24 protein-coding genes are annotated in these 23,079 nt (G+C 47.0%); all 24 read right to left on the minus strand.

All coding sequences use genetic code 11. The features are described 5' to 3' along the window. Positions 1 to 16: 16 nt before the first annotated feature. Positions 17 to 205, minus strand: coding sequence for a hypothetical protein (locus BBD42_RS31155; RefSeq protein WP_099521314.1), 189 nt, complete (start codon positions 203 to 205; stop codon positions 17 to 19). Positions 206 to 274: 69 nt separating this feature from the next. Next, positions 275 to 811 carry a hypothetical protein gene (locus BBD42_RS31160; protein ID WP_099521315.1) on the minus strand — a complete coding sequence of 179 codons (537 nt, stop codon included), beginning with the start codon at positions 809 to 811 and terminating at the stop codon, positions 275 to 277. 42 nt (positions 812 to 853) lie between these two features. Then, positions 854 to 2,977 carry a phage tail protein gene (locus tag BBD42_RS31165; RefSeq protein ID WP_099521316.1) on the minus strand — a complete coding sequence of 708 codons (2,124 nt, stop codon included), beginning with the start codon at positions 2,975 to 2,977 and terminating at the stop codon, positions 854 to 856. Beyond that, positions 2,961 to 3,086: a hypothetical protein gene (locus BBD42_RS32605; protein WP_257790759.1), complete on the minus strand. Its 126-nt coding sequence runs from the start codon at positions 3,084 to 3,086 to the stop codon at positions 2,961 to 2,963. The genes BBD42_RS31165 and BBD42_RS32605 overlap by 17 nt, the downstream gene beginning before the upstream one ends. A gap of 3 nt (positions 3,087 to 3,089) precedes the next feature. Next, positions 3,090 to 3,410, minus strand: a complete 321-nt coding sequence (locus BBD42_RS31170; RefSeq protein WP_099521317.1) for a hypothetical protein — start codon at positions 3,408 to 3,410, stop codon at positions 3,090 to 3,092. Between the two features lie 11 nt (positions 3,411 to 3,421). Continuing rightward, positions 3,422 to 5,167 carry a hypothetical protein gene (locus BBD42_RS31175; protein WP_099521318.1) on the minus strand — a complete coding sequence of 582 codons (1,746 nt, stop codon included), beginning with the start codon at positions 5,165 to 5,167 and terminating at the stop codon, positions 3,422 to 3,424. A gap of 11 nt (positions 5,168 to 5,178) precedes the next feature. Further along, entirely contained in the window at positions 5,179 to 5,988 is an 810-nt protein-coding gene (locus BBD42_RS31180; protein WP_172455685.1) for a phage tail domain-containing protein, read from the minus strand. Then, a complete protein-coding gene (locus BBD42_RS31185) occupies positions 5,985 to 11,087 on the minus strand; it encodes a phage tail tape measure protein (RefSeq protein WP_099521319.1) in 5,103 nt (1,700 codons plus the stop codon). Before BBD42_RS31185 ends, BBD42_RS31180 begins: the two co-directional genes overlap by 4 nt. 344 nt (positions 11,088 to 11,431) lie before the next feature. Continuing rightward, on the minus strand, positions 11,432 to 11,743 hold the full coding sequence (locus BBD42_RS31190; protein ID WP_099521320.1) for a hypothetical protein: 312 nt from the start codon (positions 11,741 to 11,743) through the stop codon (positions 11,432 to 11,434). Between the two features lie 59 nt (positions 11,744 to 11,802). After that, on the minus strand, positions 11,803 to 12,579 hold the full coding sequence (locus BBD42_RS31195; RefSeq protein ID WP_099521321.1) for a hypothetical protein: 777 nt from the start codon (positions 12,577 to 12,579) through the stop codon (positions 11,803 to 11,805). Positions 12,580 to 12,610: 31 nt separating this feature from the next. Beyond that, a complete protein-coding gene (locus BBD42_RS31200; protein WP_099521322.1) occupies positions 12,611 to 12,796 on the minus strand; it encodes a hypothetical protein in 186 nt (61 codons plus the stop codon). Between the two features lie 10 nt (positions 12,797 to 12,806). Then, a complete protein-coding gene (locus BBD42_RS31205; RefSeq protein ID WP_099521323.1) occupies positions 12,807 to 13,238 on the minus strand; it encodes a hypothetical protein in 432 nt (143 codons plus the stop codon). A 4-nt stretch (positions 13,239 to 13,242) separates the two neighbouring features. Further along, positions 13,243 to 13,824, minus strand: a complete 582-nt coding sequence (locus BBD42_RS31210; RefSeq protein WP_099521324.1) for a hypothetical protein — start codon at positions 13,822 to 13,824, stop codon at positions 13,243 to 13,245. Then, on the minus strand, positions 13,821 to 14,348 hold the full coding sequence (locus BBD42_RS31215; RefSeq protein WP_237163299.1) for a hypothetical protein: 528 nt from the start codon (positions 14,346 to 14,348) through the stop codon (positions 13,821 to 13,823). Before BBD42_RS31215 ends, BBD42_RS31210 begins: the two co-directional genes overlap by 4 nt. Before the next feature lie 74 nt (positions 14,349 to 14,422). Further along, positions 14,423 to 14,986 carry a hypothetical protein gene (locus tag BBD42_RS31220; protein WP_099521326.1) on the minus strand — a complete coding sequence of 188 codons (564 nt, stop codon included), beginning with the start codon at positions 14,984 to 14,986 and terminating at the stop codon, positions 14,423 to 14,425. Further along, positions 14,983 to 15,396, minus strand: coding sequence for a hypothetical protein (locus BBD42_RS31225; protein WP_099521327.1), 414 nt, complete (start codon positions 15,394 to 15,396; stop codon positions 14,983 to 14,985). The genes BBD42_RS31220 and BBD42_RS31225 overlap by 4 nt, the downstream gene beginning before the upstream one ends. A gap of 60 nt (positions 15,397 to 15,456) precedes the next feature. Beyond that, positions 15,457 to 16,458, minus strand: a complete 1,002-nt coding sequence (locus BBD42_RS31230) for a hypothetical protein (protein ID WP_099521328.1) — start codon at positions 16,456 to 16,458, stop codon at positions 15,457 to 15,459. Positions 16,459 to 16,461: 3 nt separating this feature from the next. Beyond that, positions 16,462 to 17,493 (minus strand): 3-oxoacyl-ACP reductase, encoded by a 1,032-nt coding sequence (locus tag BBD42_RS31235; RefSeq protein WP_237163300.1) that lies wholly within the window; start codon positions 17,491 to 17,493, stop codon positions 16,462 to 16,464. A 52-nt stretch (positions 17,494 to 17,545) separates the two neighbouring features. Further along, a complete protein-coding gene (locus tag BBD42_RS31240) occupies positions 17,546 to 18,901 on the minus strand; it encodes a phage portal protein (RefSeq protein ID WP_099521904.1) in 1,356 nt (451 codons plus the stop codon). Between the two features lie 17 nt (positions 18,902 to 18,918). Next, the gene (locus tag BBD42_RS31245; protein WP_099521329.1) at positions 18,919 to 20,337 is read right to left on the minus strand and encodes an AAA family ATPase; all 1,419 of its coding nucleotides are present in this window, start codon (positions 20,335 to 20,337) and stop codon (positions 18,919 to 18,921) included. Then, positions 20,334 to 21,077 (minus strand): phage terminase small subunit, encoded by a 744-nt coding sequence (gene terS / locus BBD42_RS31250; protein WP_099521330.1) that lies wholly within the window; start codon positions 21,075 to 21,077, stop codon positions 20,334 to 20,336. Before terS ends, BBD42_RS31245 begins: the two co-directional genes overlap by 4 nt. A gap of 239 nt (positions 21,078 to 21,316) precedes the next feature. After that, positions 21,317 to 21,910, minus strand: coding sequence for a tyrosine-type recombinase/integrase (locus BBD42_RS31255; RefSeq protein ID WP_099521331.1), 594 nt, complete (start codon positions 21,908 to 21,910; stop codon positions 21,317 to 21,319). A 37-nt stretch (positions 21,911 to 21,947) separates the two neighbouring features. Next, positions 21,948 to 22,454 (minus strand): type I-C CRISPR-associated protein Cas8c/Csd1, encoded by a 507-nt coding sequence (locus tag BBD42_RS31260; protein ID WP_099521332.1) that lies wholly within the window; start codon positions 22,452 to 22,454, stop codon positions 21,948 to 21,950. Next, positions 22,454 to 22,747: a hypothetical protein gene (locus BBD42_RS31265; protein ID WP_099521333.1), complete on the minus strand. Its 294-nt coding sequence runs from the start codon at positions 22,745 to 22,747 to the stop codon at positions 22,454 to 22,456. The genes BBD42_RS31260 and BBD42_RS31265 overlap by 1 nt, the downstream gene beginning before the upstream one ends. Between the last annotated feature and the right edge of the window lie 332 nt (positions 22,748 to 23,079).

Raw genomic sequence — 23,079 nt, forward strand, 5'->3', positions numbered from 1 at the left:
GCTATATACGGAGTCATTACTGTGAATCTTTTAAACGTGCTTCTGCTTCCTCAATCGTTTTGCCTAGCCACAATTCAATTTCCTTCAATATTTCAAGCTGTCCAGTTCCGTGAAAGATCGATATTCCGATCATGCATTCCTTAATCTCTTCAATCGGATTATCTACGTCTACCGTAAATTCAAGCAACTTCTTTACTTTAGCCATGGTGTACGTTCACCTCCTTTCGGGCAAATTAAAAGAGCGCCCCTATTTCGGAACGCTCTTAATTCAATTCTACAATTTTGAAAGTTTATCTTTAAGTTCTTCAATTTCTCTCTTGTTGTTATCGATGTTACTTTGTGCAGTCGCAATTGTGCGTTTTCTACCTTCTATTTCAGTTTCTATTGACTCTTTATCTGAGCTGTTCGGATTTTCGTTTAAATATTTGGTTCTAACATCAATCGCGTACTGTTGATCAGAAATAACTTTTTCATTCCTAGTGATGTTCTCTTCTAATCTAGCGATTCTTTCATTGATTTTTTCTGCTGTGTTATAAAAAGCATAAGGATCAACTTCCTCATTTGTTGTTCCGCTCTCCAGTTTCACCACCCCTTTACTGTAAGATACATCAAGCCCCACAGTTTCTGTAATGCTGCGCACTGGTGCATAGCTTGTCCCTGCGATAATTACGCCATTGGAAACATTTTTTCCATTAAGGGTGATCTGGATTTCTCCGTCAACTTTTTTTCCTACCAGCGTCCCCGCTGCAAAAGCTGTCCCCGCTGTACTAATTATCGCGCCAACTACGATGCCTGCGACAAATTTCTTCAAATTGAGCCACCTCATTTATGAGTATTTGTCACATTATACCACCTACAACTGTTCGTGGGTATGGGTCCCTGCTGCCGAATAGGTTACGAATCCCGTTACCGCACCTGATGAATCTGTTGTGGCTAGGCGTGTTCCTGAAGGAATACCGTGGTTATGCGCTCCTCCCGAACCGGTAGGTATACCCTTTTGCGCTTTGGTCAAAAAGGCTTCTTGTAGCGTCTGACCTGATGTTCCGTTGACCACACTTGACCACGAAGGCATGATAACGTTATTTGCAGCCAGAGTTATGTTTGCCGCTCCATTTGCAGCATTAATATAAACCCCGTTGTCGCCAAATATTTCAAGATAGCCTAAAAGGGTGTTAATTAATGCCCGTTGAGTCCCCGCCGTTACAAAACGAAAAGCAGGAGCTCCGCCGTAATTTTGAAATAACACATAATTGCTTGCATCAGTGTACACCCCGAACATATTTTCAGTGGTAGACATTACGGACCTTGGAAACTGCCCCTCTACCTTTGTTTGAATGAGAGCCCCCGTTATTACCCCGCCTGTAAGGGTAGCCCCTATAATAGTACCTCCAGTAATTGTTCCGCTGGCCGTGATGTCGCCCTCGAAGCTCCCACCCTTGGCGTGAATCATTCCCGTTATATCTGCCTGTGTGGCGAATAGTTGACCAGCCATATTTACGCGAAACGGCGAGCTCGCAAACGTCTGATGCCCTAAGTGGATACCGTTTTGATTGGCCTTGAAAACATTGTTCCCGATGCCGATTTCAATTTCAATAAAATTGCCGAGCTTTCCATACACTTTTTCAGCGACAAGCCCCGCCGACGTTAACGCTGCATCAGCCGTTACCCCGCCGTCTCTCGTAATATAAATACCGACCGACGACGCTACGACTTGATGCAAGGGATTAACCAGGCTTTGCAGTACAATGCCGCGCTGATCGTAAATGACCTGCGACTTGGAATTGTTTATGTCCGTTATTGCTTGAGCAGCAAATGTTTCAAACGCCGCAGTCCTCACTTTCCCCCCGCTTACTATACTTTCCACGAGTTGCTTGGATTTATTGAAATCCGCAAGAATATCATAATCATCTCGCAAATAGAAATTCGCTAGTTTCACGTCAGGCTGTTTATCGCGATTAAATGGATACTCATTGATTTCCATTACACGGGCTTGTATGCCCTTAATTTGCATTTCTTCATCATACAAAAGAACAGTGTCGCCAATATACGCTTGTTCCTCGTCGGGGTCTATTTTGTGTAAATCAGCCACGCTCACACTAACATCAAGCGCTGGAACCTCCTGTACTCTTAACGACTTACGCGTCGCCAGCAACAGTTCCAGTGGATCTTCGATGTCCTGATCGATGAGTTCGTTATCAAAATATGTGTTTGTTGTATTGCTCCAATAAGCAGCATACGGAGATATCAAGTAATTGACCCTTATTATACCGCCAACGATAGCGCCGGGAATGTCGTTCAATAGCGCGTATTCCTCTGTCGTAAGGTTTGAAGCTGCTAAGCCTATAAACGTCCGGCCATCTTTCATTTGCGAAAACAGGCGCGTTGTGAGCGCTCGGCTTTTATCATTAAAGTGGATGTTAATTATATTTTTGCGAAGCCGGTACTGTAGGCCGCGATCCATGCCTACCGTTTTTTTGACATGGATGACGAAGTTATCCGGCTCGATCTCCGCGCCGTATTTGTCGGAAACATAATTAAGAGCTTCCAATGTGTTCCCGCGCCCGAAGTCCTTCACATCTTTTAAATCAAAGCCAGGATCAACGTTAAATGTGAATTTCCCGTTTGTCGCCGCCGAAATGCTATTGAGCAGCGTCACGATATTAATGCCGTATGCCTCATCGATGTAAGAAGCATAAGGGAATTTGAAATCCGACATTTTGAACATGACATGCATGCAGTCAAACTGCACCATGCGCTTTTTGCCGTCACGTTTACGCGACCTGTCGTTAATGACGTAGAGCTGGCCGCGCTCATCTTTGACATGGCCCTTGGGCTGCACCTTGTCATAATCGTCACTGATCATAGGCAGCGAAAAGCTCAGCTCGTAATCCGAGTTAAGCCGCCGCTTGCGCACGACCTCGATTGCATCCGGCAGTACGCCGACAGTTACAAGGTTTTTATCAAGAACCTGAAGCATTATCTTCACCGCCCGTCACGGCCGCACGGTACAGCTCTGGAATATCCTCCCGTGCTACCCGCTCCATTGATAATAAAAATTGATACAACCTCAGTTTGCGCTCATCCATCGTTTACACCCCCAATTGCAGGCTGGCCAGATCGGCAACAACCTGTTTAAGCTCTGCAAATTCTTGTTCAAGCGTCTTCGTGACTGCTGGCTGTTCCGCTGCCAGTTCCTCGGCCGTCCGCTCGACGATCTCGCCGCCACCCCACCTAAAACGGTATTGGCCGCGCTCATTAATCAATGGCTCATGGAATGCCTGCTGAAAGTGTCGTGGTCCATCCTCCAGCAGCAGTATGTCATTTCCCGCTGGATGCTCGAAGGCAGTAGAAAAGCCGTAGACGATTGTCCCGGCCTCATTGATCCTAATATAGTGATTGTATCCGTCCATGTCGTCCCTCCTTATAGTTCGGCATCAGCGATATAGTGGTAATAGTAATAGCCCGCTGTAGATAGTCCTGTTGACGACACTATCAAAAACCCTTCGGTACCGACGTAGCTAGCTACAGCATTAGCCGTGTCCGTACCCCCGTTTGCCGTCATCCGACTTACGTTACCAGTCTGTGAATACAGGGTAACTGTAGGCGCTGTACGCTTGCTCACTTTAAAAGATGTGCCCCTAACATCGGTCGTACTAAGACCGTTTCCGCCCATCACCATACCGATTAGCGTAGCGCTTCCAGGCACTGCACTGACGCTATAGCTTTTTTCGTAGTATCGCTGACACAGGGCGAGCTCATCTACAAACGATTTAGGCTGGAAAGGTAGCGCTGCGTCACCGCTGCAAACTTGGATTTGGGTTACATCCACATTACCAGCAGCGCCGAATCCCTCAGCAGCTGACGCTCCTGCCCGTGCTGCATATCCAGACCCCCATTGATACATCAGGTTTACGATTAAGTAATCATCGTTATTGGTACCAAATGTTTTTCCTACAAGGGTATTCGTATCAAGGGTTAATGAATACTTGTTCCAATTTGCCGTTAATGTCCAATTGGTACCGTTAATCGTCTCTAGCGCTGAAGGAGTGCCCCCGCTACCATAATATTGTTGGATGTGAAGCCCTATCTTTTTGCCGGGAATGTCTGAGCGCGCCCAGAAGCTAACGGTCACCTTTTTGCTAGCGCCGCACAGATACCTGGTTCCTTGATCTATTTTTTGCCGGAGCCAGTAATAACTCAGGTTGCCTAGACTTGCTCCAGCTCCTCCGAAGATCATCCTGTAAAAATAAAAGCTATCTGCCACAAGTCCAGCTGTCTCTGCTCTTAAATGGGTGATCGCAGGGAACGTCCCACCATCTGACCCGCTGGATACCTGATAACGATCAGCAGTGTATAGCCCGTTACTTGGATTAGCAAACGACGTGCCACGTTGCCATACATCAAAGTTGCCGTTAATAATAGCTTGGCGAGCCATTGATATTGCAGGCAGGTTATCCACGTAAGTCTTATTGGCTACATCATCAGCAGCCGCAGGCGCTGCAACCTTAAATCGATTAGCAGCATCCCTCTTAACAAAAGTCGATGGCGTTGCTGCGCTAGTAGCCCCGGCCATCGCCGCCCTGTCTGCTCCCGGCATTAATCCGCTGTTACCGCCAGATACCGCATCAGGGATAACGTCTGCCCCACCAGTGATATGGCTTGAAGCATGCGCCCCAGGAGTGGCCGTGCCTGTAGCTGTAAAAGTAAGCGTGTCTGTAACCGGATTAGTTGTTATTGTAATACCGGTACCGCCAGCGATGTTAAGTGTGTCCGTCTTTGTGTCTGCATCCACATCCGATTGACCAGCAACAGCGACTTTAGAAAATGCAAACTGATTTACCTCAGCTAACGCTTGGATACCAGCCAGCTTGTCCTTCTCCGTTTGCGTGGTATGGATAGCGTTATTGTTGGCATGAGTATTTAGGTTAGTCTGTACGGCTGTCGCCTTTGCTTGCGCTCCTGCTGGCGTCTCTGCTCCTACTTGAGCAGCCGTTACAGCATGGGGATTGCTTGTATTTGATTTATGGCTGTTAATGTCCGCTTGAGCAGTTGCAGCTTTAACGTCGTTAGCATCCAGTTCCGTCTTGATATCGGCGTAATTGTCATTGTGTTTCTTCAAATTCGCCATATCGAGAAATTTTTCTATGATTCTCGGAATAAAGGCCATGAATAAACCTCCTAGTATAAATATTTGTGCCTGAACAAGAATGTTATGGTCACATTGGGCGAAACGGCGTTCAGAGTAAACGTGTTAACGCCTGGTTTAAGCAGCAAAAAAACGCCATTCGTTTGTGAATAGGCGTTTAGGGCATTTAACTTGATTGTGTATTTCTCCGCATTGACTTCGAGCACGTCAGCAGCATGCATGACGCCGCCGAACGTAAAGGTCTGCTCACCGTTGGATAAGGCGAGCTGCTGCAACGATCCGGATATGCGTATGATTGGCCGGACGTCCACCGAACCACGATTCTCAACCTCAAAAGTCTGCCCGCTGGACGAAATATACAGCGAGTAAGGGCTATACTCATAGCCTTGACCATACTCCAGCTCTTGTCCGTATTCATTTACCGCCGTATCCCGGAGTGCCTCCGGGAATGGATCATGCATTTTCATGGGAATGCTCAGATTGCCGTCGAAGATGATTTTCTCTATCGACATCGTTCCGGCGTAACGCATTTTATAGCGCCTATCCGGCAAATCGGAGTAAGTGATGTACAGATCGCCCCGCTTCGCGTTAAATACCTGAGCCAGCCTGATTACCTTTGCTTGGTAGTCGGTCGTCGGATCGTCGGCCATTAGGATGCATTCATGGTTAATAATACGTGGGCCGTACTCGCTACCAAAATCAATTTCTCCGTCGACGTCCGACAGAGTAACGTTATAATCCCTCGTATCCGGCAGCACGGGTATATCCCTGCGCTTTAGCCCAAGCCCAAGGGACGAAAAGGTTTCAGAGATTCCGTTTCCTTCAATAAATACCTCGATCACCTTTGCTTCGCCCCCTCCCGCGACTGAAATTTGCTTATTAGATTGTCTTTGCCATCCCAGAAGGTCCGAGCTGCCGCCGAGTCCTCATTGTAAACATCCCCCGTTGAAACGCTGTATTGATAGTTATTGATTATAGTCTGACTGGAGCCAGATGGAGCAGGCATAGAAAAATTGAAGCTTGGCATCTGCATATCAAGCAGCTTAAATAAATTCCCCTGTTGCGAACTATTAAGGTACATTTCCCCTGCATGCGCGACAACCGGCACCGCAGCCCCTGTTTGACCAAGCACTACGCCACCCTCGCTAAAGTGTTGAAGCTTACCCGTGTCCTTAGCAACGCCATACTGAGTGCGAATCTCTTGATTGCGAGCAGTAAGCCGCGCCATCTCTGCCGTATCTCCGGATTTTTTCGCAGCATCATAAGCGTCCTTATTGGCGTTGTACTCCAACAGGTCTTTCTCTTCCTGCGTCATGCCCGCTGTTTCGATAGCTTTCATTTTCGCTTGATACTCCGCAATAAATAAATCTAACTGCGCAAGTATCTCGGCATTCTTCTCCTTTTCACGTAAAATCTGCAATTGCTTCAATCTCTCGGCCATACCCGCAGCATCGGACGAAAAGTCATCAAAGGCCGCAAGTAACTCCTCGAAATGATCTTCCGCTTCCTTGATCTGTTGGTCGTAATCCTTCAGCTTTATGGCCTTTTCTTCCTCCAACTTCTTCTTCTGTGCCTCAATATCTCGTTTGTACAGGACACGTTCGCGCTCGACCTGCATCTGCTGAATATCTTTTTCGACCTGTTTGCGCTCGGCGATCCCCTCAGGACCTACAGCTGATTGCAACAGAGCTAAGCGAGCCTGCTTCTCAGCAAGAGCCTTTTCGTAATCTTCGTCCTCATTACTCTCGTTTTCCTTGGCCAACAAATCATCAAGGGCTTTAATCTTCGCATCCTGTGCCTCGACATATGCGTCGCGCTCCGCCTTGATGCGTTCTAGCGCCTCGTTCTTCAATTTTTCAAGTAAAGGCTTCTGGTTAGCGACAAACTTCTCCATATCGGATTGTTCCCGCTCTAACAGCTGCTTTCTGAGCGCATAAACTTGTTCGTCGGCTTTTTTGCGCTGCTCTGTACCCTTGGCGTAACGGGCCTGTACCCTTTCCCAAGCTATCAGTTCCTGCTCCAGCGTCATTCGACCCATAGCCTTTTCATGGGCGATGTATGATTCAGATTTGCTCATCGACTCTTGGAGTAAAGCTTTTTTCAACGCATAAACCTGTTCATCGGCTTTCATGCGCTCCTCGGTTCCTTTAAGGTATCGGGCTTGCATCTTTTCCCAAGCCTTCAACTCAGCTGCAAGCGCTAGTTGTCCCATTGCTTTTTTGTGTGATAGGTAAGCCTCAGAATCGCTCAATGACTCCCTGCGAGCAGCTTTTTCGAGTGCATAAACCTGCTCATCCAGCTGCTTGCGCAGCTCCGTCCCCTTTGCATAACGGGATTGTAGCTTAAGCATGAATACCAGCTCATCATTGGCCGACATCTCACTTGTCGCCTTTTTGTGAGCTAGCCGCGCCATGGATTTATCGTAAGTTTCCTTCTCCAGTTGCTGTTGGAGCGCATAAACCTGCTCGTCTGCTTTGATTCTCCATTCAGTGCCGACTTTGTATTGGGCCTGAATCCTTTTCCAAGCGGTCAACTCCTGTTCGGTAGTCAACTCACCCATTTTTTTCTTGTGCTCGATCCAGGCTTGTGAAGCTGCGAATGCTTCAGCTAACGGGCCCTTTTCTTTTTTGGATGATCCGCCCGAACCGGATTTCGAAGAGTTATCTTTACCGCTACCACCAGCTCCATAGCCGGGATCATTGTAAAGTTTTCCGAGCGCCCCTATTTTATCGTCGTACTCGCCCATTTTCGCAAAGTATTCGTTATAAAAAGCCTCAATTTCAGCTAAAGAAGCATCTTCTTCTGCCATCTGCTTAGCAAGAGCGTCTTTCAGCGCTTCTGCTGGATCGAACATCCCTAAGTCCAAACCGTAAGGGCTGGCACTAGGAGGAGCTGAAGATAGTTTATTCCATAAATCGCGATTCGCAGCTGCCCCATTAAGTTTGGCTTTGAGTGTTGCGAGGTCGCGAATACTTTGCATCTCCACACCATAAGCTCTAATTCTATTTTGAGTCGCTAACAAAGTAGCAGACTCAGACTCTTTCTCAGATTCAAGATCAGTAATTGCTTTCTTAATCTTTATTTGCCTTTGCTCTTCTATTGCTGCGCTTTCGAACATCCATCCATCAGCCGTTTTATATATTTTGTCAGCCAATTCCGGATACTTGATGATCAAGTCTGCTGCACTCTCAGCATTTAGGGCTTGACCTTTAGCCAAATCTTTCAATATCCCATTCAGCTCGCTAATAGCGGAACCATTATTTTCGATTTCTCCGCGAAGGTCAGCAAGAGCCTCTTCTTGGTCCTTCACGCTTTCCGTACCTTTTCCTGCTGAGCCTGCCAATTGATCTTGTGATATCGAAAGCTCCGCGATGGCGACGTTTGTATCAGCCAAGGTTGTAGATAATTGACTATTAGCAGATTTTAATTCATCCACTTTAGTCCTGGCTTTCTCCACCCTTCGTATCCAGTCGCCCTCAGCAGAGCCGTTTCTGTTCCTTTCAAGTATCGCTTCTAGCTCAGTTAATTTTTGTACAGCCTTATTCAATTCCTCCTGCTTCTTCGCCTGTTGTTCTAATGCTTCATTGCGTTGGTCTTGAAGCATTGCCTGCCTTGCTTCATTTTTAATAACGATTAAATCTTTTAATTTTGAAATTTGCTGCTCGGTTGCTTCATCAGTATAACCAGCAGCCTTAAGCTGAGCTGCACCTTCTTCGCCGATTGTAATAACGAGTGCTTTAGAAACCTCATCAAGTTGCTTTTTGACCTTTGTTTGCTGGCCAACAGATAATGATCCGCTGTCTAGCATCTTCTGATAAGAGTTATGAGTGTTTACCAGCTTAGGCAGTAAATCAATTTGTCTATCATATTGGCTGACAAGCTGCTGATTCACCGATTCCTCGTCTTTCATCGATTGAATGCGATCACGTCGAGCTTTTTCCTCTTGACCCATTGCGAAGGCGATTCCTGCGAATGCAGCTCCTAAAACTACTAAGCCTCCGGTGACCACTGTCATGACGGCCGCTTGCGTTGTCATCGCAGCTGTCGCCACACCTGTAGCAGCTGCCATACCCGATTGCGCCGCCGCTCCAGCTGTCGTCGCCGTCGTTCGCTGTACAGTGGACAACGTAGCACCATTAGACGATATGATTTGCACCTCATTGGCTGCTGTAGATGCTATCGTAGCCGCTGTATCAACCGCCTTTGCCCGCGTCAGTACTCCCACCGCAGCAATCAAGGTCATGACAGGTTCTTTCAACGCTTTAAACGCCAAAAAAGCACCGCTGAGCGCCGCCGTCACCGCGAAAACCTCTGTTGGCACTTTAGTCAAGCCGATTAACATCCGATCTAAAACATCAAGTACGTTTTTAATCATGCGTCTTAGGCCATCGTCGCCCGCCTGATTAAATATCTCCAACAGGGACGTTTTGACCTGACTCGCTTTGCGCTGGATCGTATCCATTTGTACTTTTAGGTACTCAAGTGTCGCTCCAGATGACCCGATGGAAGCCGCCGTTCCTAGTAAGATGTCCCCCGCGTTCATACTCGCGGCCAGTTTAGCAAACTGGTATACACCACGCGAAATATCCGCATAGGACTGCGTTAGGTCATAGTTTTTGTTTGTAACTGCAACGGACAAATCAAGTAAGATATCCTCTGCCTTACGCCAATTCTCCATACCTTCAACAATTTCGGTGGTCTTTACTCCCAATCTTTCAAGCTCGCTCACTGCTTTATCCGTGCGAATGGTACCAAGAACAGTTTTCCACATGTTACCTAAATTCGCGCCGCCAAGCGCTGTATTACGCACCCCCGCAGAAATTAAGCCGTTCATGAAATCAAATGAAACGCCCGTCTCCTGAGCAATTTTACCTGTCCTCTGAAAAGCAGCTGCCAAGTCCGCAGCTGGCGCCATCGTATCATGGGCTACTTTTGACCAGGAATCGAGTACACGATTACCGATTACCATTGCTTCATTGGTGTTCTTAATTTGGACGCCATACTGCGACAGAACGCTCTCCATACCCTTTGTAGCATCTTCCAGCGATACCATATCGACGACAGATAGCTGCGTCGATTGCCGGACAAGCTCCTGTACAATCCCAACGTCCTTGTACATACGGCCCCACAGCCGAGCAGACTCGGTTACATCGTCCACACTCGCGCCTAGATCGTGCGCCGTATGAATAAATTTCGTTGTCTCCTCATGCAAACGCTGAGTGTTAATTACCATTTCATGCGTGCCTTCGGTAAAGGAGACAAAATATTTTTCATTGGTTTGCATGTATCCGGCCATGTTGGCCTCAATGCCAACAAGCCCTTCGTGTAACGCTTCCTGAGCTGTGTGTAATGCCGTATAAAGCCCTTGATATACCGTTGCATGTAAAGCAGCATTCTTGACTCGATCAAGTACAGCCGATCCTCCGCTAACTTGTTTCATCTTTTCCGCTTGCATTTGCTCCTGCCTTGCCATTTCCGTTCGGACTCGTTGTTCATAGCGCAAGGCCTGCTCGCGTTCTCTCGCCAGTCGAGAAGCATTTCGTTGTTCTTCGGCAGCCAATTGCCTCTTAACGCGCTGCTCATACTGCAAAGCTTGTTCTCGTTCTCGATCCGCCCTCTTGTTCGCCTGCTCCTGATCCGCCGCTATTTGTCTTCGCACACGTTGTTCGTATTGAAGCGCCTTTTCTGTGCTTGTGTCAATTTTCCCGCTGGTACTGACCTTCTGGGCTGTGTTTAAGCTACTACCTGCTGTTTTCGCTTTATTCGCAGCATTAGCCAGTTCATTGTATAACTGCTGCGTCTTCTTTATTTCAGTATTAAGTATCTGAAATGACTCGGCGTTCTTCCTAGCCCCGCCGTCGATAACCTTAAATGCTGGCGTAATCTTGGACATATCCAAATTCAGCCTGGCACCAACAACGTCCTTGCTCATTGCATCCATCTTCTCACCGTCCTTTTAGCCTCTTTCTCAAGCCAAACAAAGCGCACAACCCGGTTAACAGGTCCCGCGCTTTGTTTGGCTAAGGAAATCCCTAGCCGTTAAAATGCCCAAGTATGGCCGCGATCCCTGAACGCGACAATTTCTTAGGTTCTTCAGTACTTCCGCCATGAAGTCGTATTTGTTCTTTCATTTCGTCGTGCATGTCATCGAATATGGCCGATATCTCATACCAATTGTGATCGTACCATGGTTTGGCAAGCTTCCTCCGAGACAAACGGCCGTATAATTCCGCAATCGTTAAAGGTTTGCTATCCTTCCCGCCTGATTCTGATTTACTTGGTCCCTTACTGACCGTAGAGAAATCGATCAACAGCCGATTCCATCAATTCCGGGATGCTGTTGTCAAACTCCTCCCGCGTGAAACCATCAATGCAGATCATGTTCAAAATTTCCACCCAATTGCTTACCATCGTCTCAGACTCTTCTTCTTTCGCCACGGAAACGGCAGGCTTGATACGATATATGCCGCTATTGTAAATCGCCGCTACCTCTTTAATTTGCTTAATGGTTCCTACCCGAATAGTTTTGCTGACATCCGCCGCAAATTGCACCGTTGGGCCAATGCCCATAATCAAATCAATGTTTTGCTGTTCCAATATAAACGCCTCCTGAAATTTAGTTGAAAAAGGGAAGGCATGAGCCTCCCCATGAAATACTATGAAGCAATAATGTCAATTACTTTCTTGTCGGCTCTATTCGCATCAAGCACAGCCAGTTCTAACGAATTTGAAGTAGCCGATTTTCGTTGCTGATCAATAGAAAAAGTTCCTAGCATTTGGGCTTTGTAAATAATAACAACAACGTCAAACCATTCATTGGTATCATCATCTAGCGCTCTGCCGTATGCGACAAACTTATATGCTTTATTGCGCGTTGTTGTTGTAATCGAGGCACCAGAGGCAGTCGCAGAGTTATAATCTCCGAATACCCTTACATCTTTCCCCGCAAGTGTCGCATCGCCAAAAGTAATAATGCCAGCAGCCACAGTATACTGCAAAGCTGTAGGGGTAGCCGCAACACGCTCTAATTTTTTCCCGGCATTTACATGATCTTTTGATACAACGATTACCCTGTCGGAATTCGCAACCATATCAGCGCCTTTTGTGATGGTAACCGTACTATCAGAAAGCACCGTCAGTTTTTCGAAAAAAGGCACAACTGCTTGACCGTTTGTCAGTTCCGCGCCTGTAGCAGCTAGAAGCATGTTATAATCCAGTACCGCATTTTCCAATTGGATGCCGGATTCAGCATCCTGTTCGGTCAAGTGAAATGCATATTTACTCGTGCCCCCATAAACGCGCTGCTGTTTAGCATCAATTGCGATTGTCATTTTGTTAAGTCGATCAAAAAATCCCACTGGGTTTTCGTTCTCATCAAAAAGAGCCGCATCCGAAATATCATCGACTACCCATTGCTTGGTTGATAAAGACATTTATAATTCCTCCTCTGTAAATAAAAAACGCCTAACCGTTAACGATTTCGGCTAGACGTTGATCAATCTCTTTAATGCGCGTGTATTCCTTTTTCTTCTGGTATCCTTCGACAGGATTGTATGCCTGCCAAATTCCCAACTTCTTGGCTAATGAGATTTTTTCATTCTGAAGCTTCACAGCTTCAGAGAGTTCGACGTTATCTTGCTTTTCTCTCATGTCATTGACCTCACTTTCTTACGTAGTCTACGTCATATATGGCTTTGTAACCTTTGACCCCCGTAATCCCGGTTGCAAAATCCGTGTCATACGCTAAGTGACAACGGAAGGTGTTAAATGATTTGTGCGATATATATGAATCGTGAAAGAGTTTAAACGCCCTTCCTCCGATTAAGCGAGCTTCAACATTACTTTTTGCATAAAACTCTACGCTAAACTTCCCCTCAAAAACTAAGTGATTTCGAGCAAAACGCCCTGGCGTGACATACATGAGCACGGCCGGAACAGTGTCGGATGTAAAGGCCGTATCTGGCTCTAGACCCTTAATTATTCGGCTCGTGACTTCATCGGCCGGCGAAGACGGATCAAGGCCGAAAAACTGCATAAATGAAGCATCTTTAATTAGGGTAATGGCTACCGCATCTATAAGCTCTTGGCTCACGTCTTCACCTCATTTTGAAATATCTATGATACGGGAAATCCTCTATCACCCTTTGCAGCCCCTGCAATATTCGTTGGCGATTAGCTTGCAAAGCTATCCGCAAAAAATAGGTTGGTGGCGTCGGGCCATAGCTCTGATCGATGTCGCCACGTGCTGCCAGCTCCTCTAAATCCACGCCAGCGTAATTACCGCCCGATTCCTGTATCGATCCGTCTATCGCTCGGTATTTCCCTTTGCCACGCCCTACAACAGCCTTGTTGGAGCGTGACCTATAAGAGTTCCATAAATCCGACGCCATATAGCGAGCCAAGCCAGGATTCTCAGCAGGTCCGGCCATTAGCGAGCCTTTGCCAAATTGCTCGAGCCATGCCTGCCAATAATCAGCAGTTATCCGCATGCTGAACATATCCGATGCCAGCGTTTCAAGGTGAGCCCGCACATAATCCCGCACAGCTGGATAATAGCGTATATTGCCTTTGGCCGTCTCCGTTACGATGTTGGCCAATGCAATAATTTCCGCCAGCATAGCATTGCGCAAATCTCTTTCAGCCAACGCATGGTCATAACCTACATAACCATTGCTCATCGGGTATCCTCAGATAGCTGTACATGCAGCAGGTTCGGATATTTAATGCCGTCTACCGCATCAACCTTAAATGCTCGGCCATCCAGTATGATGCGATCAGGTGCCTTTGGATTATTATCCTGCGCCCTCTTCACGTCCACGCTTGTTTGCAACACTAATACATATTCCGTTGTAGGCAACAACCCCGGATCAGATTGGCGCATATCAGCTGTCACGAATTGCGCGAAGCAGATAACGTCGGAAACAACAGTAACAAATTGCTGGCTACCAATGGGATTATAGTTGTCGTCATACGCTTGGGTTTGGCGCTGGACCTCGATTATGGTATTGCTCTTAAGCAGCGAGCAATATTTATCACGGTCAACCGTTGGCCGCATGGTCAGCACCAAGAAGCTCGCATCGGTCTGCACAATGTCGCCAAGCTGCACCACTGATGTTGGAGCAAATAATCCGTTGTATACGTACTCTTTGCCCATGACGGTTGTAGCCTTTGTTTCCCGCGACAGAATTACATTTTCTTCCACATCTAAATTCCCAGACGTTTGGGGAATTGTGCATGGCGTATGACGATGATTAAATTCATAAAACATGGTATCACCTACCTGAATGATTGAACTGTAAACTCCGATAGTAAGTCGGATATTTCCGGAGTCACCATATTGTTGCTGAAATACTCTATCGTCGAATCAAAATCTTTTTTCGACTTAATATTTGAATGAAGGTTACTCTTGAGCTGCGCCACCAGCAGCCCGCATGCAACCTTGACTTTATCGGGGATGACTTCCCAGCCGCTTGAATAAGTAACCTCCAGCTCGATGTACGGCGACCCGAACGGTGAGCCAATGCACCAGACCGTACCAATCTGTTTATCGATGTCCAGCAAAGATAGGTCAATATTCTCGAAGCCTGGCGCACCGAAAAAGCCACCCATGATGCCCTGAGCAGCTCTCCCCTGTGCCTCCGTAACCTCGATTACAGGATGATAGCTCAAATGCCCCCGCTGCGAGTCGGACAAGGGTATGCGCTCGGTATACTCCTTAACTCCAATCTCACGCTTACAGTATCCGTCAATAATAGCCGACGCCCGAATAATCAACGGAAGCGTCAGCTCAACGCCAGCTGGCACATAGTCGGTATCTGTTAATTCAAGGTATTGGCTCATTCAGCGTAACCTTCAGCTATGAGCTTATCCGCCAGTTCATTAGACAGTTCCGCCGCCCCATCTTTAAAGTTAATGACCAGTGAGCTGAAATGCAGTGAATGAAACCCAGTGCGCTGACTATCGGTCCCGATAAGCTGCACAACTTTTGTCATGCTAATAGCTGGCTCAGAAGTCTTCGCATCCTCGAACGCTTCCCCAGCTACCTTCAGTGCCGCCAAACTGGTATCAATGTCCTTAGCAGATGCTGCGTCGTCTTCTAGCACACTTACTGATGATTCAATTGCAGCATTAAAAATTTTTACTGCTTCCTGTGAATGATTTCCTAATTGTTCACCAATAACCGCCGCTCCAAGCAATGCTGTAGCGCTAACTGTCGCTTCCCTGAGCTTTTTCAATTTTGCTTCTGACAATTTATTTCCTCCTCTCAATAAATGTGAGACGGTCATTTGACCGCCTCACATTCTAGCAATCTATGCTACAGCAACAATTGTCGGACGCTCAATCGTACCGTAAGCATGAGCATAGCTTGGGCCTTTTGCTACTGGCGCGCCATACTTGATACCAACAAATTGTTGAGCTAAATTGCTCGTTTTACCAAGCTCGAATAGATAAATCCCTTTCTCGCCGACATAATGGTATTCCACCATTGGTTCGGTCAGTATTGCGATACCGTAATCTGTATTACTTGCTGTTGTTGCATTAACTGCTGAAGGCATAAATGGTTCCGGAATAATAGGAAGCACTCCCGCAGCAGTCATAATGGACATAACTTCCAAACCAGCAACAACAGTCTTCCGCAGATTACTGATTTGTGTTTGATTATTCCCGGATGCCTCCTGTTCTTGCTCTAGGTAGTGATGGCCGATTGGGTGAATATAAATTGCTGTTGGCATTAACGCATACAGCTCGCTACTCACCATAGCAGCAACCTTCGCCCTAATAGATGCCACGATGGATGCAGCTGGACTTACAGCAAACGTATTTGTAATCTGCTTGGCTAAGCCCACATACTCCAATGTTGTAGGTACAGCTAGCGATGAATCTGAACCCCTCCATAGTGCTTTCCCATGTGCAAGGCTGATCCCGTTAAGCATGTCGTTCAAGTCTTTAGATTGCAATTCTGTGAAATTACCCTGCTGTGCACCCAGCGTAACGTCATAATGAGTGAAGTTCGTTTGATTCGTCAGCGCCTTAACTTTCAAGCTATGTGGCGTTCTGACATTGCTCGTCGGAGTCGCCGAAGGCGATCTTGGATTAACGAACGCACCGCCGTTAATAGTGTTTTGTTCAAAATACGTCGAGAAATCACCAGTAGCCGGTGTATAGTTGAGCCTGCCTTCTAAAACAGAGTTTCGACGCAAGGAATCCGTAATTTCTTTTTGAAAATCATCTGTAATCAACGCACCGGGACCCTGAAACTGAACTGCTGCTGCGATATCTACAAATTGAGCCTCTCCTACGCGACTATTCATGTATTAATTCTCCCCCTTCGCAGACAATTCCGCCCGCGCTTGTAGTTTCAATTTTGTCGATTCTGCTGGTGAAAGGTTTAATTTATCAACTGATGCACAGAATGTATGGATGTCAGTGTCTTCCCCATCCTCTGCCTTCGCTCCGTATTTAGAAAGCAACTGTGAAGCAGCTAGCGTTTTTCGTTCTGGCTCACCAGGCTTTATAGCAGCCGCCTTTAACTCAGTTAGCTCCCGCTCCGCTGCTGCAAGCTTGTCCTGAGCTGCTTGCAGCGCAGCTGTCGCCGTCTCTTCAGGTGACTGGGCCGCTGGAGCTGCACCCGCAGCTTTTACGTCAGCTACCTCTGTTTTAATAGTCGCAACCTCCGTTGCGATGGTTTGCACACTGGCTGTCAGCGTTGCCATGCCGGTTGTAACGGCAGCAAGTGAGTCCTGCATTGCTTGGATTTGTTCTGGTGTCATTTCGACATCCTCCTTCAATTTATTGTTTCTGGCAGCAAAGCTCGTTGTCTTATAAGCTGCCTTATCAGCAAACAGGATTGCTGCACCCGTACCACAAAATTCGAGCACATCAAGTACGTTCTCATCCTGGGCGTTGGTTACTTTGGCTTCCATCTCAATTGATGTCCCGAATTTATATTCCGGCCAATCGTGTTCGAGCGAAAGCCCGTTGTAATACCTTATTGTTGCAACTACGTCTGGAAAGTCTTTTCCGAAAATGTATCCCTCAGCCATCGCAAATCCGTCCATAGATCGGAACGTCTTAGATATGATGCCTACCTTGAAACGGGTATCATGATCAGACATACCTTCCTGGTAGTCGATGTTTACGCCCATACCTTCAAACGTGCTCAGAAATTGATCACATACCGCAGAAGATACGCGAATCAATTTCCCGTCAGCCCCGTGTGGCGATCCGTCCGAAGGCTGCCCAATCGAAAACAGCGAACAGGTAAACGGAATCTTGTTTGGATGACTGATAGACGCTTCATCAGCAAGCTTCAGGTTAGCTGCTTTCATAGCTTTGATAAACTTCAATGGTTCCTCACCTCCCTTCAGGCAATTTGGGCAAAATAAAAACGCCTACTCTTTATGTGGCGTCTTCGTTATCGCTATTGCTGCTGTTATCGTCATTAGGCTCAGGAGTATCTTCCGGATTTGCCTTCGTCTTCTCTGCCTTCGTTTCATTGATTTCATCCCTTGTCTTATTGATGTCAATGATCGTTCTATTTGTCGGCTGGAGCACAACCTCACCATGCTTATTGGGTAGCGCCTTCCTAGCCTGCCTGTCTCTGACCTCATCAGGCGTAATCGACATACGATCTAAGTACACCGCATCAATCTCCGCTTGCAGCTTCTGATCCTTGAGCGACATGACATAATGGAATTTGAATTCGATCTTCCCGCCCATTTTAAAGATGCCATCAATAATGTGATTGTTTATGTGCTCAACGATGTTTTCAGCAATCGACTGCACGGTTGAATTGGTATCCTCATCCTCGCTGTCTGCCGTACTCCTGTTCACGTCTTTTGTCTGCCCCAATTTTTTCGGGGAAATATCAAAAGCGAGCGCAACAATTTCGATCAAAAAGCGCTGCCACTCGATAAATAGCGCCTTATCGTCAGTCGCCCCAAGATCAAGCACACTGACTCCCTCGAAGCCGCCGACAATCGGCATAGCGCCTTGCCCCATAACCTCGTTACGCCAGTATTCTCGAAACTTAGCAACGCCGCCTGGCTCCGTTCCTTTACCAAGGTTCAGCAACTTGCGAAGAAAGGAGTTCTTTGCTTGTTTCCCTGCCGATCGGTGAGTATCAATAAAGTTGTTTACTGATTCCCACACCGTTTCCAATGGAGATAGACCAAACGGCGTATTTGTTCGTGGATTCATTCGCATGTACATCATTTCCGATGCCTTCAAGTGAACGTATTTACCGTTTACCCGCTGCGCATAGCGATACGAGTCGGGTTTTCCATCCCAGCTCGGATAAAGTTCAATGGAAAACGTGTCTGTCGGATACATCCGAAACGGCCGCAGCTTGTCGCCCGCCCGCAATATCTCCGAAGAGCCCGCGCTGCATACGAGCATATCCTCAACATTCTGCTCTAGCCACGACCTAAACGTATCTGATGGATTCGGCTTCAGCAGCGTGGCTTCGATGATTTTGCATATCTCCTTGTATTTCTCGGTATCCGCTTCATCGATAGCAGCTACCGACCAGTTCAGCTTTACAATCCCCGTCTTTATGACGTTGATTGCGCGCCTCGGAATAGGCGATTCACTCAGCAGCCGCAGGTTAGCCGGTGTTTTCTTCTTCTCTGGCTGGTTGTTCCCGTTCTTTCCTCCGTAACCGTATGAATACGGGTAACTGTCTGTTTGCCGTTCTGGCTCGTTACGAGTACGGCCAGCTTCCAGCCAGTTGATTACCCATTGCCTGATGCCCAAATGCATTCACCTCCCCTCTATATAGATAATGTGCCGAATGAATATCCTGAATCTGTTTCCACCTCAGCATAGGCCAAAACAAAAGCGTCGGCTCTGTCCGGAGACTGTAGCCCACGCTTCTTCATGTCCTCTTTACGCTCAAGGTATATCTTGCCGTTGCTGTTCATGCGCCACTTGCGCGTGGAGAGCTGAGCAATTAGCTTTTCATCGTCCGGCAGCTCCAGCACTCCGGGAACGCCAAGAATGAAATTACTCATATTCTCCTCAAGCAGCGATTTAATGCAGCCCCACATTTCAGAGCCTAGATTACCGTAATGCTCATCGCTTGCCGATGATCCATTATTTACTGGGACAATGATATAACCCAATTGGCGCTCCTCATTAATTTCTCGCAGCCGATCCGTTACAGCTCCACCTATGCCGCTATCGTCAATCCGTATCTCTACCTCATATATCTCAGGTCGTTCGGCTCGTGCCTCATCGATCAGGCGTAATATCCAACCTGTCGTTTGCATTGTGTCCTGTTTGTGATGATGACGTTCAATTACCGTCTTGCCGCCGATCCTGCCGTAAATGGATGTTTCATCGTCTCCGAAGCGAGCAATGTCCGCGCCTACTATCAGCCTGGTACCTACTGGCTGCAATCGAACATCATTCTTCGCAAATTCAGCAGCCTCCAACGCTATGAACGAATTGGACTCACCTCTGGGAAACTCCCCGTCCACCCTTACACGAATAACGTCGCTGTCCTTGCCGTACTTGCTTTCCAGCATTGCAATGTTGCGCCTGCTCGTCCGCTTACTATCTCGGCTGGATACTCGCCGCGAACGGTAATTCTCGCGATCCTTGTTGTGCGAATCGTAAAACACCCCTGATGTACGTGTCGGGTTACCGCACATAACAAGCTTGTTCTCGTCACCTGACAGCGTACCAAGGATAGCTTCCATTATCCTATCCTCTACACCTGATGCTTCATCAACGATGAACAACATGTAGTCTTCATGAAAGCCCTGCATGTTCTCCGGCTTCGTCGCCGTCCGGGCCGTTGCGAACCAGCGCTCTTCCTGCCCAATCATGTATATCTTCGTTTTCGTCCACTTAAGCAATTGCTTCACCTTGGAACCTTCAAGCCACTTGGCAATCTCGGCCCAAAGTACATCATGCAGCTGCTGGCGCGTCGGAGCTGTACAAATCACTTTAGGATTTGGTCGGCAGCACAAAAACCATATTACGAGTGCAGACTCAAACGCCGTCTTGCCGACGCCTTGCCCTGAACGGATAGTGGTCAAAGGCACCTCGGCAACATCCATCATGGCCGTTCGCTGCCAATCATCCGGGTCAAACTCAAGCATATCTTCCGCGAAGGCCACCGGATCATCCCAGTATAGGTCGATGAGCTCGACCAGCGTTGAAACAACGTTATACGGTTTACTCATACGCCTTTAACCTTTTCTTTCCGCTTCTCAGCAGCTTGCTTCAAAGCTGCTACCCAATCTTCAGCTTCCGATTTCTTGCCGCCGCCTTTCAGCTTCTCGGCTTCTGCTTTAGTCCGATCAAGCTGAGCATGCATAAGCTCCAGCTTCGCCCGACGCTCATCATTCTCAGGAGCAGCAGACAAGAATTGCTTTATGGCGCTCCGCAGCTCACGCATAACCAACACATCTGCCTTCGATGCATTCGCATGCTTGTCGTGTGCGAATTGAAGCTCCCATTCTTTTTCCGTTCCAAACTGGCCCGGCTTCTTCTTTTTCAGCACCTTTGTCATGTCGTCCTTATCGGTGACATGCGTAATTTGCTGACCGTGCAGCAGCTTGGCTTGAAGTATAACGATATTACTCCAAATCATTTCGAGTGGGTCAGCATCCTCTATCTCCTTCGCGATCTGCAAAACCGCCTCTGGAAGATACTTCGCATAATATCCATGCTTCAAAGCATAGTCGTTGCCCTCTGGCCCTCCTGGGCCGCCGCTGTTTCCGACTGCGTTCTTATTCCCTGGCTGCCCGCCCCGCTTCCGCTTGACAGGTATCTCATCCCATTTATCGCTAAACTTCCACTTCCGCACCAATGACGCGCTGATGCCCAATTCTTCCGCAATATCAGTCAGCTTCCGCTCACGACCGCTTTTAATCCATAGCCTCAATGCCGCCTCGCGGTTTGTACTACGCTCCCTTGCCATTACATCTCACCCACCTCATTTTCCTATTCGTGTTGGATGGAACGCTCCACGCTCAATGGTAACGCTTTTGACGCGCTATTCTTGCTTATGCTCGTTAACGGCGAACCACTGAATGAAGCTCCTCTTCTCCTAATATCTGTCTCTAGGGTGTATCATAACTGTAATTCTGTTACACTCGCCAAATCATACTTTTCCAGTAAAATCAAGCTTTTTCACCACTCGGAATGTTGAGTGTAACATCAGCCTATTTGTGTTAAACTCAACGCCTGAATTGACTCGTCCATCTCATCTTGCGTGAGCCCGATATACAACAAAGTCGTTGTCATATCCTCATGTCCAAACATTTTCATTAGTAACGCTAAATTGCGCGGATTCTCGGTATACATATGATAACCCCATGTCTTTCTGAGGCTGTGTGTTCCAATTTCCTTCAAGCCAAATCTGGCTGCTGCATCTCTTATCATTCGATAAGCCGTTACACGATCAATAGGTTCACCAGCTGCCCCAGTCAGTTTCTTACGCTGGCGACTTGGGAACAAATACTCGTCGTCGTCTTTACTAGCAATGTAACGCATCAAGTCATCGCGAATTACATGATGAATAATAAACTTCTGCCGCTTCCGTTTCTTTCTCCTATTCTTCGTCTTTTCGGCAACGAAATTGACATGCTCATCTCTAACGTCGCCAACCTTAAGCTTTAATAGGTCGGAAACGCGAAGGCCGCTGTGAATACCCATCATGAAAAATATATAATTCCTCTGACTGGATGCTTTGAAATAATTAATCATGCCGTTCAGGATCGTTTTGTCCCTTATTGGCTGTACCTCTTCCATTACCACCACCTCGCAATATGAAATAAAAAAAAGACTCTCATTTACGAGAGTCCCTGAATTTTTCAATCTGATATTTGTACCACAACGGGCCGCTGGCTAACACATAAACAGGCTTAGGAGCCATATCTTCCGGCCAGCCTTTTTCTTCAGCTCGTTTCAGATAAGTATTCAACATTGATCTATTGGTATTGTAGTCCCAGCCCATTAATTCATATGCCTCTTTGTATCCGACTATGGACAATGTTTCTTTCTGACCGTAGTAGTAGGCCAAATAGTTATTGTCAAGGGGCTTATTGTTGAAATCCTCTATATCAAGCTGGGCCATTAATTCACCAAACATATCAAGCAGAGCAAGCTCCTCTTCTTTAAAATTATGAGTGTAATTGAATAGCTTCTCATGAATAATTGTGATGTACTTTGCAGGATTTCGTTTCAGTTTATCCAAGAACTCACTGGCGATGGAAGGATCATTTCTTCTAAACACCCGTTCTCCTAAAACAGTGGCTATTGCAATAAGGCGACCGAAAATCATCTCACGATTCATTACGCTGTAACCTCCTCGCAAATCACGAAGTGAAACCGTGAGGAGGAATCTTCAAGAACCGGCTTACCTTTATAAATGTCAAGCTCGAACGGCTTACCCTTTGCATCATACCATTTAAGTTCGCCCGCAAGGTTTTCTGATAATTCAAAGCCTTCAGGAATGAAGTATTCCGCGCCTTCGTCACAATCCATGAATCCGTAACTGCCGCAAAACTCCGTGGAATACCCAACCTCGTTCGTCAGCCCTGGCGTGTGATTAATGTTTATCCATTTATAAAGAGTTACTTTTTCCATGAAAACCATCCTTTCAATGTGTTTTACTTGTTGAATAAAGTATAACACATTGTTGTACAAACGTCAACAAAAGAGAAGGTTTCATTTTTCCAATCGTTTGGGATTTTAACGCCATTTTCGGCGCTCTAATCTGTTACGTGGAGCTGCTGCTTGCGGTGCTAACTTAGCTGCCAGCCATTCTAGCCATTTTCCCATCGACTTTCCCCTCCTTCGCACATTTAGGAATGGAGCAAAATTGTTTCGCTCCATCAAACCTGCCCCATGGGCAGCCCCGGCATTGAGCCGGTTGCAGCTTATCATTTATCGCCGTCGGCAACTTGCGCGTATACCTC

The organism is Paenibacillus sp. BIHB 4019, assembly GCF_002741035.1.
GTDB lineage: Bacteria > Bacillota > Bacilli > Paenibacillales > Paenibacillaceae > Pristimantibacillus.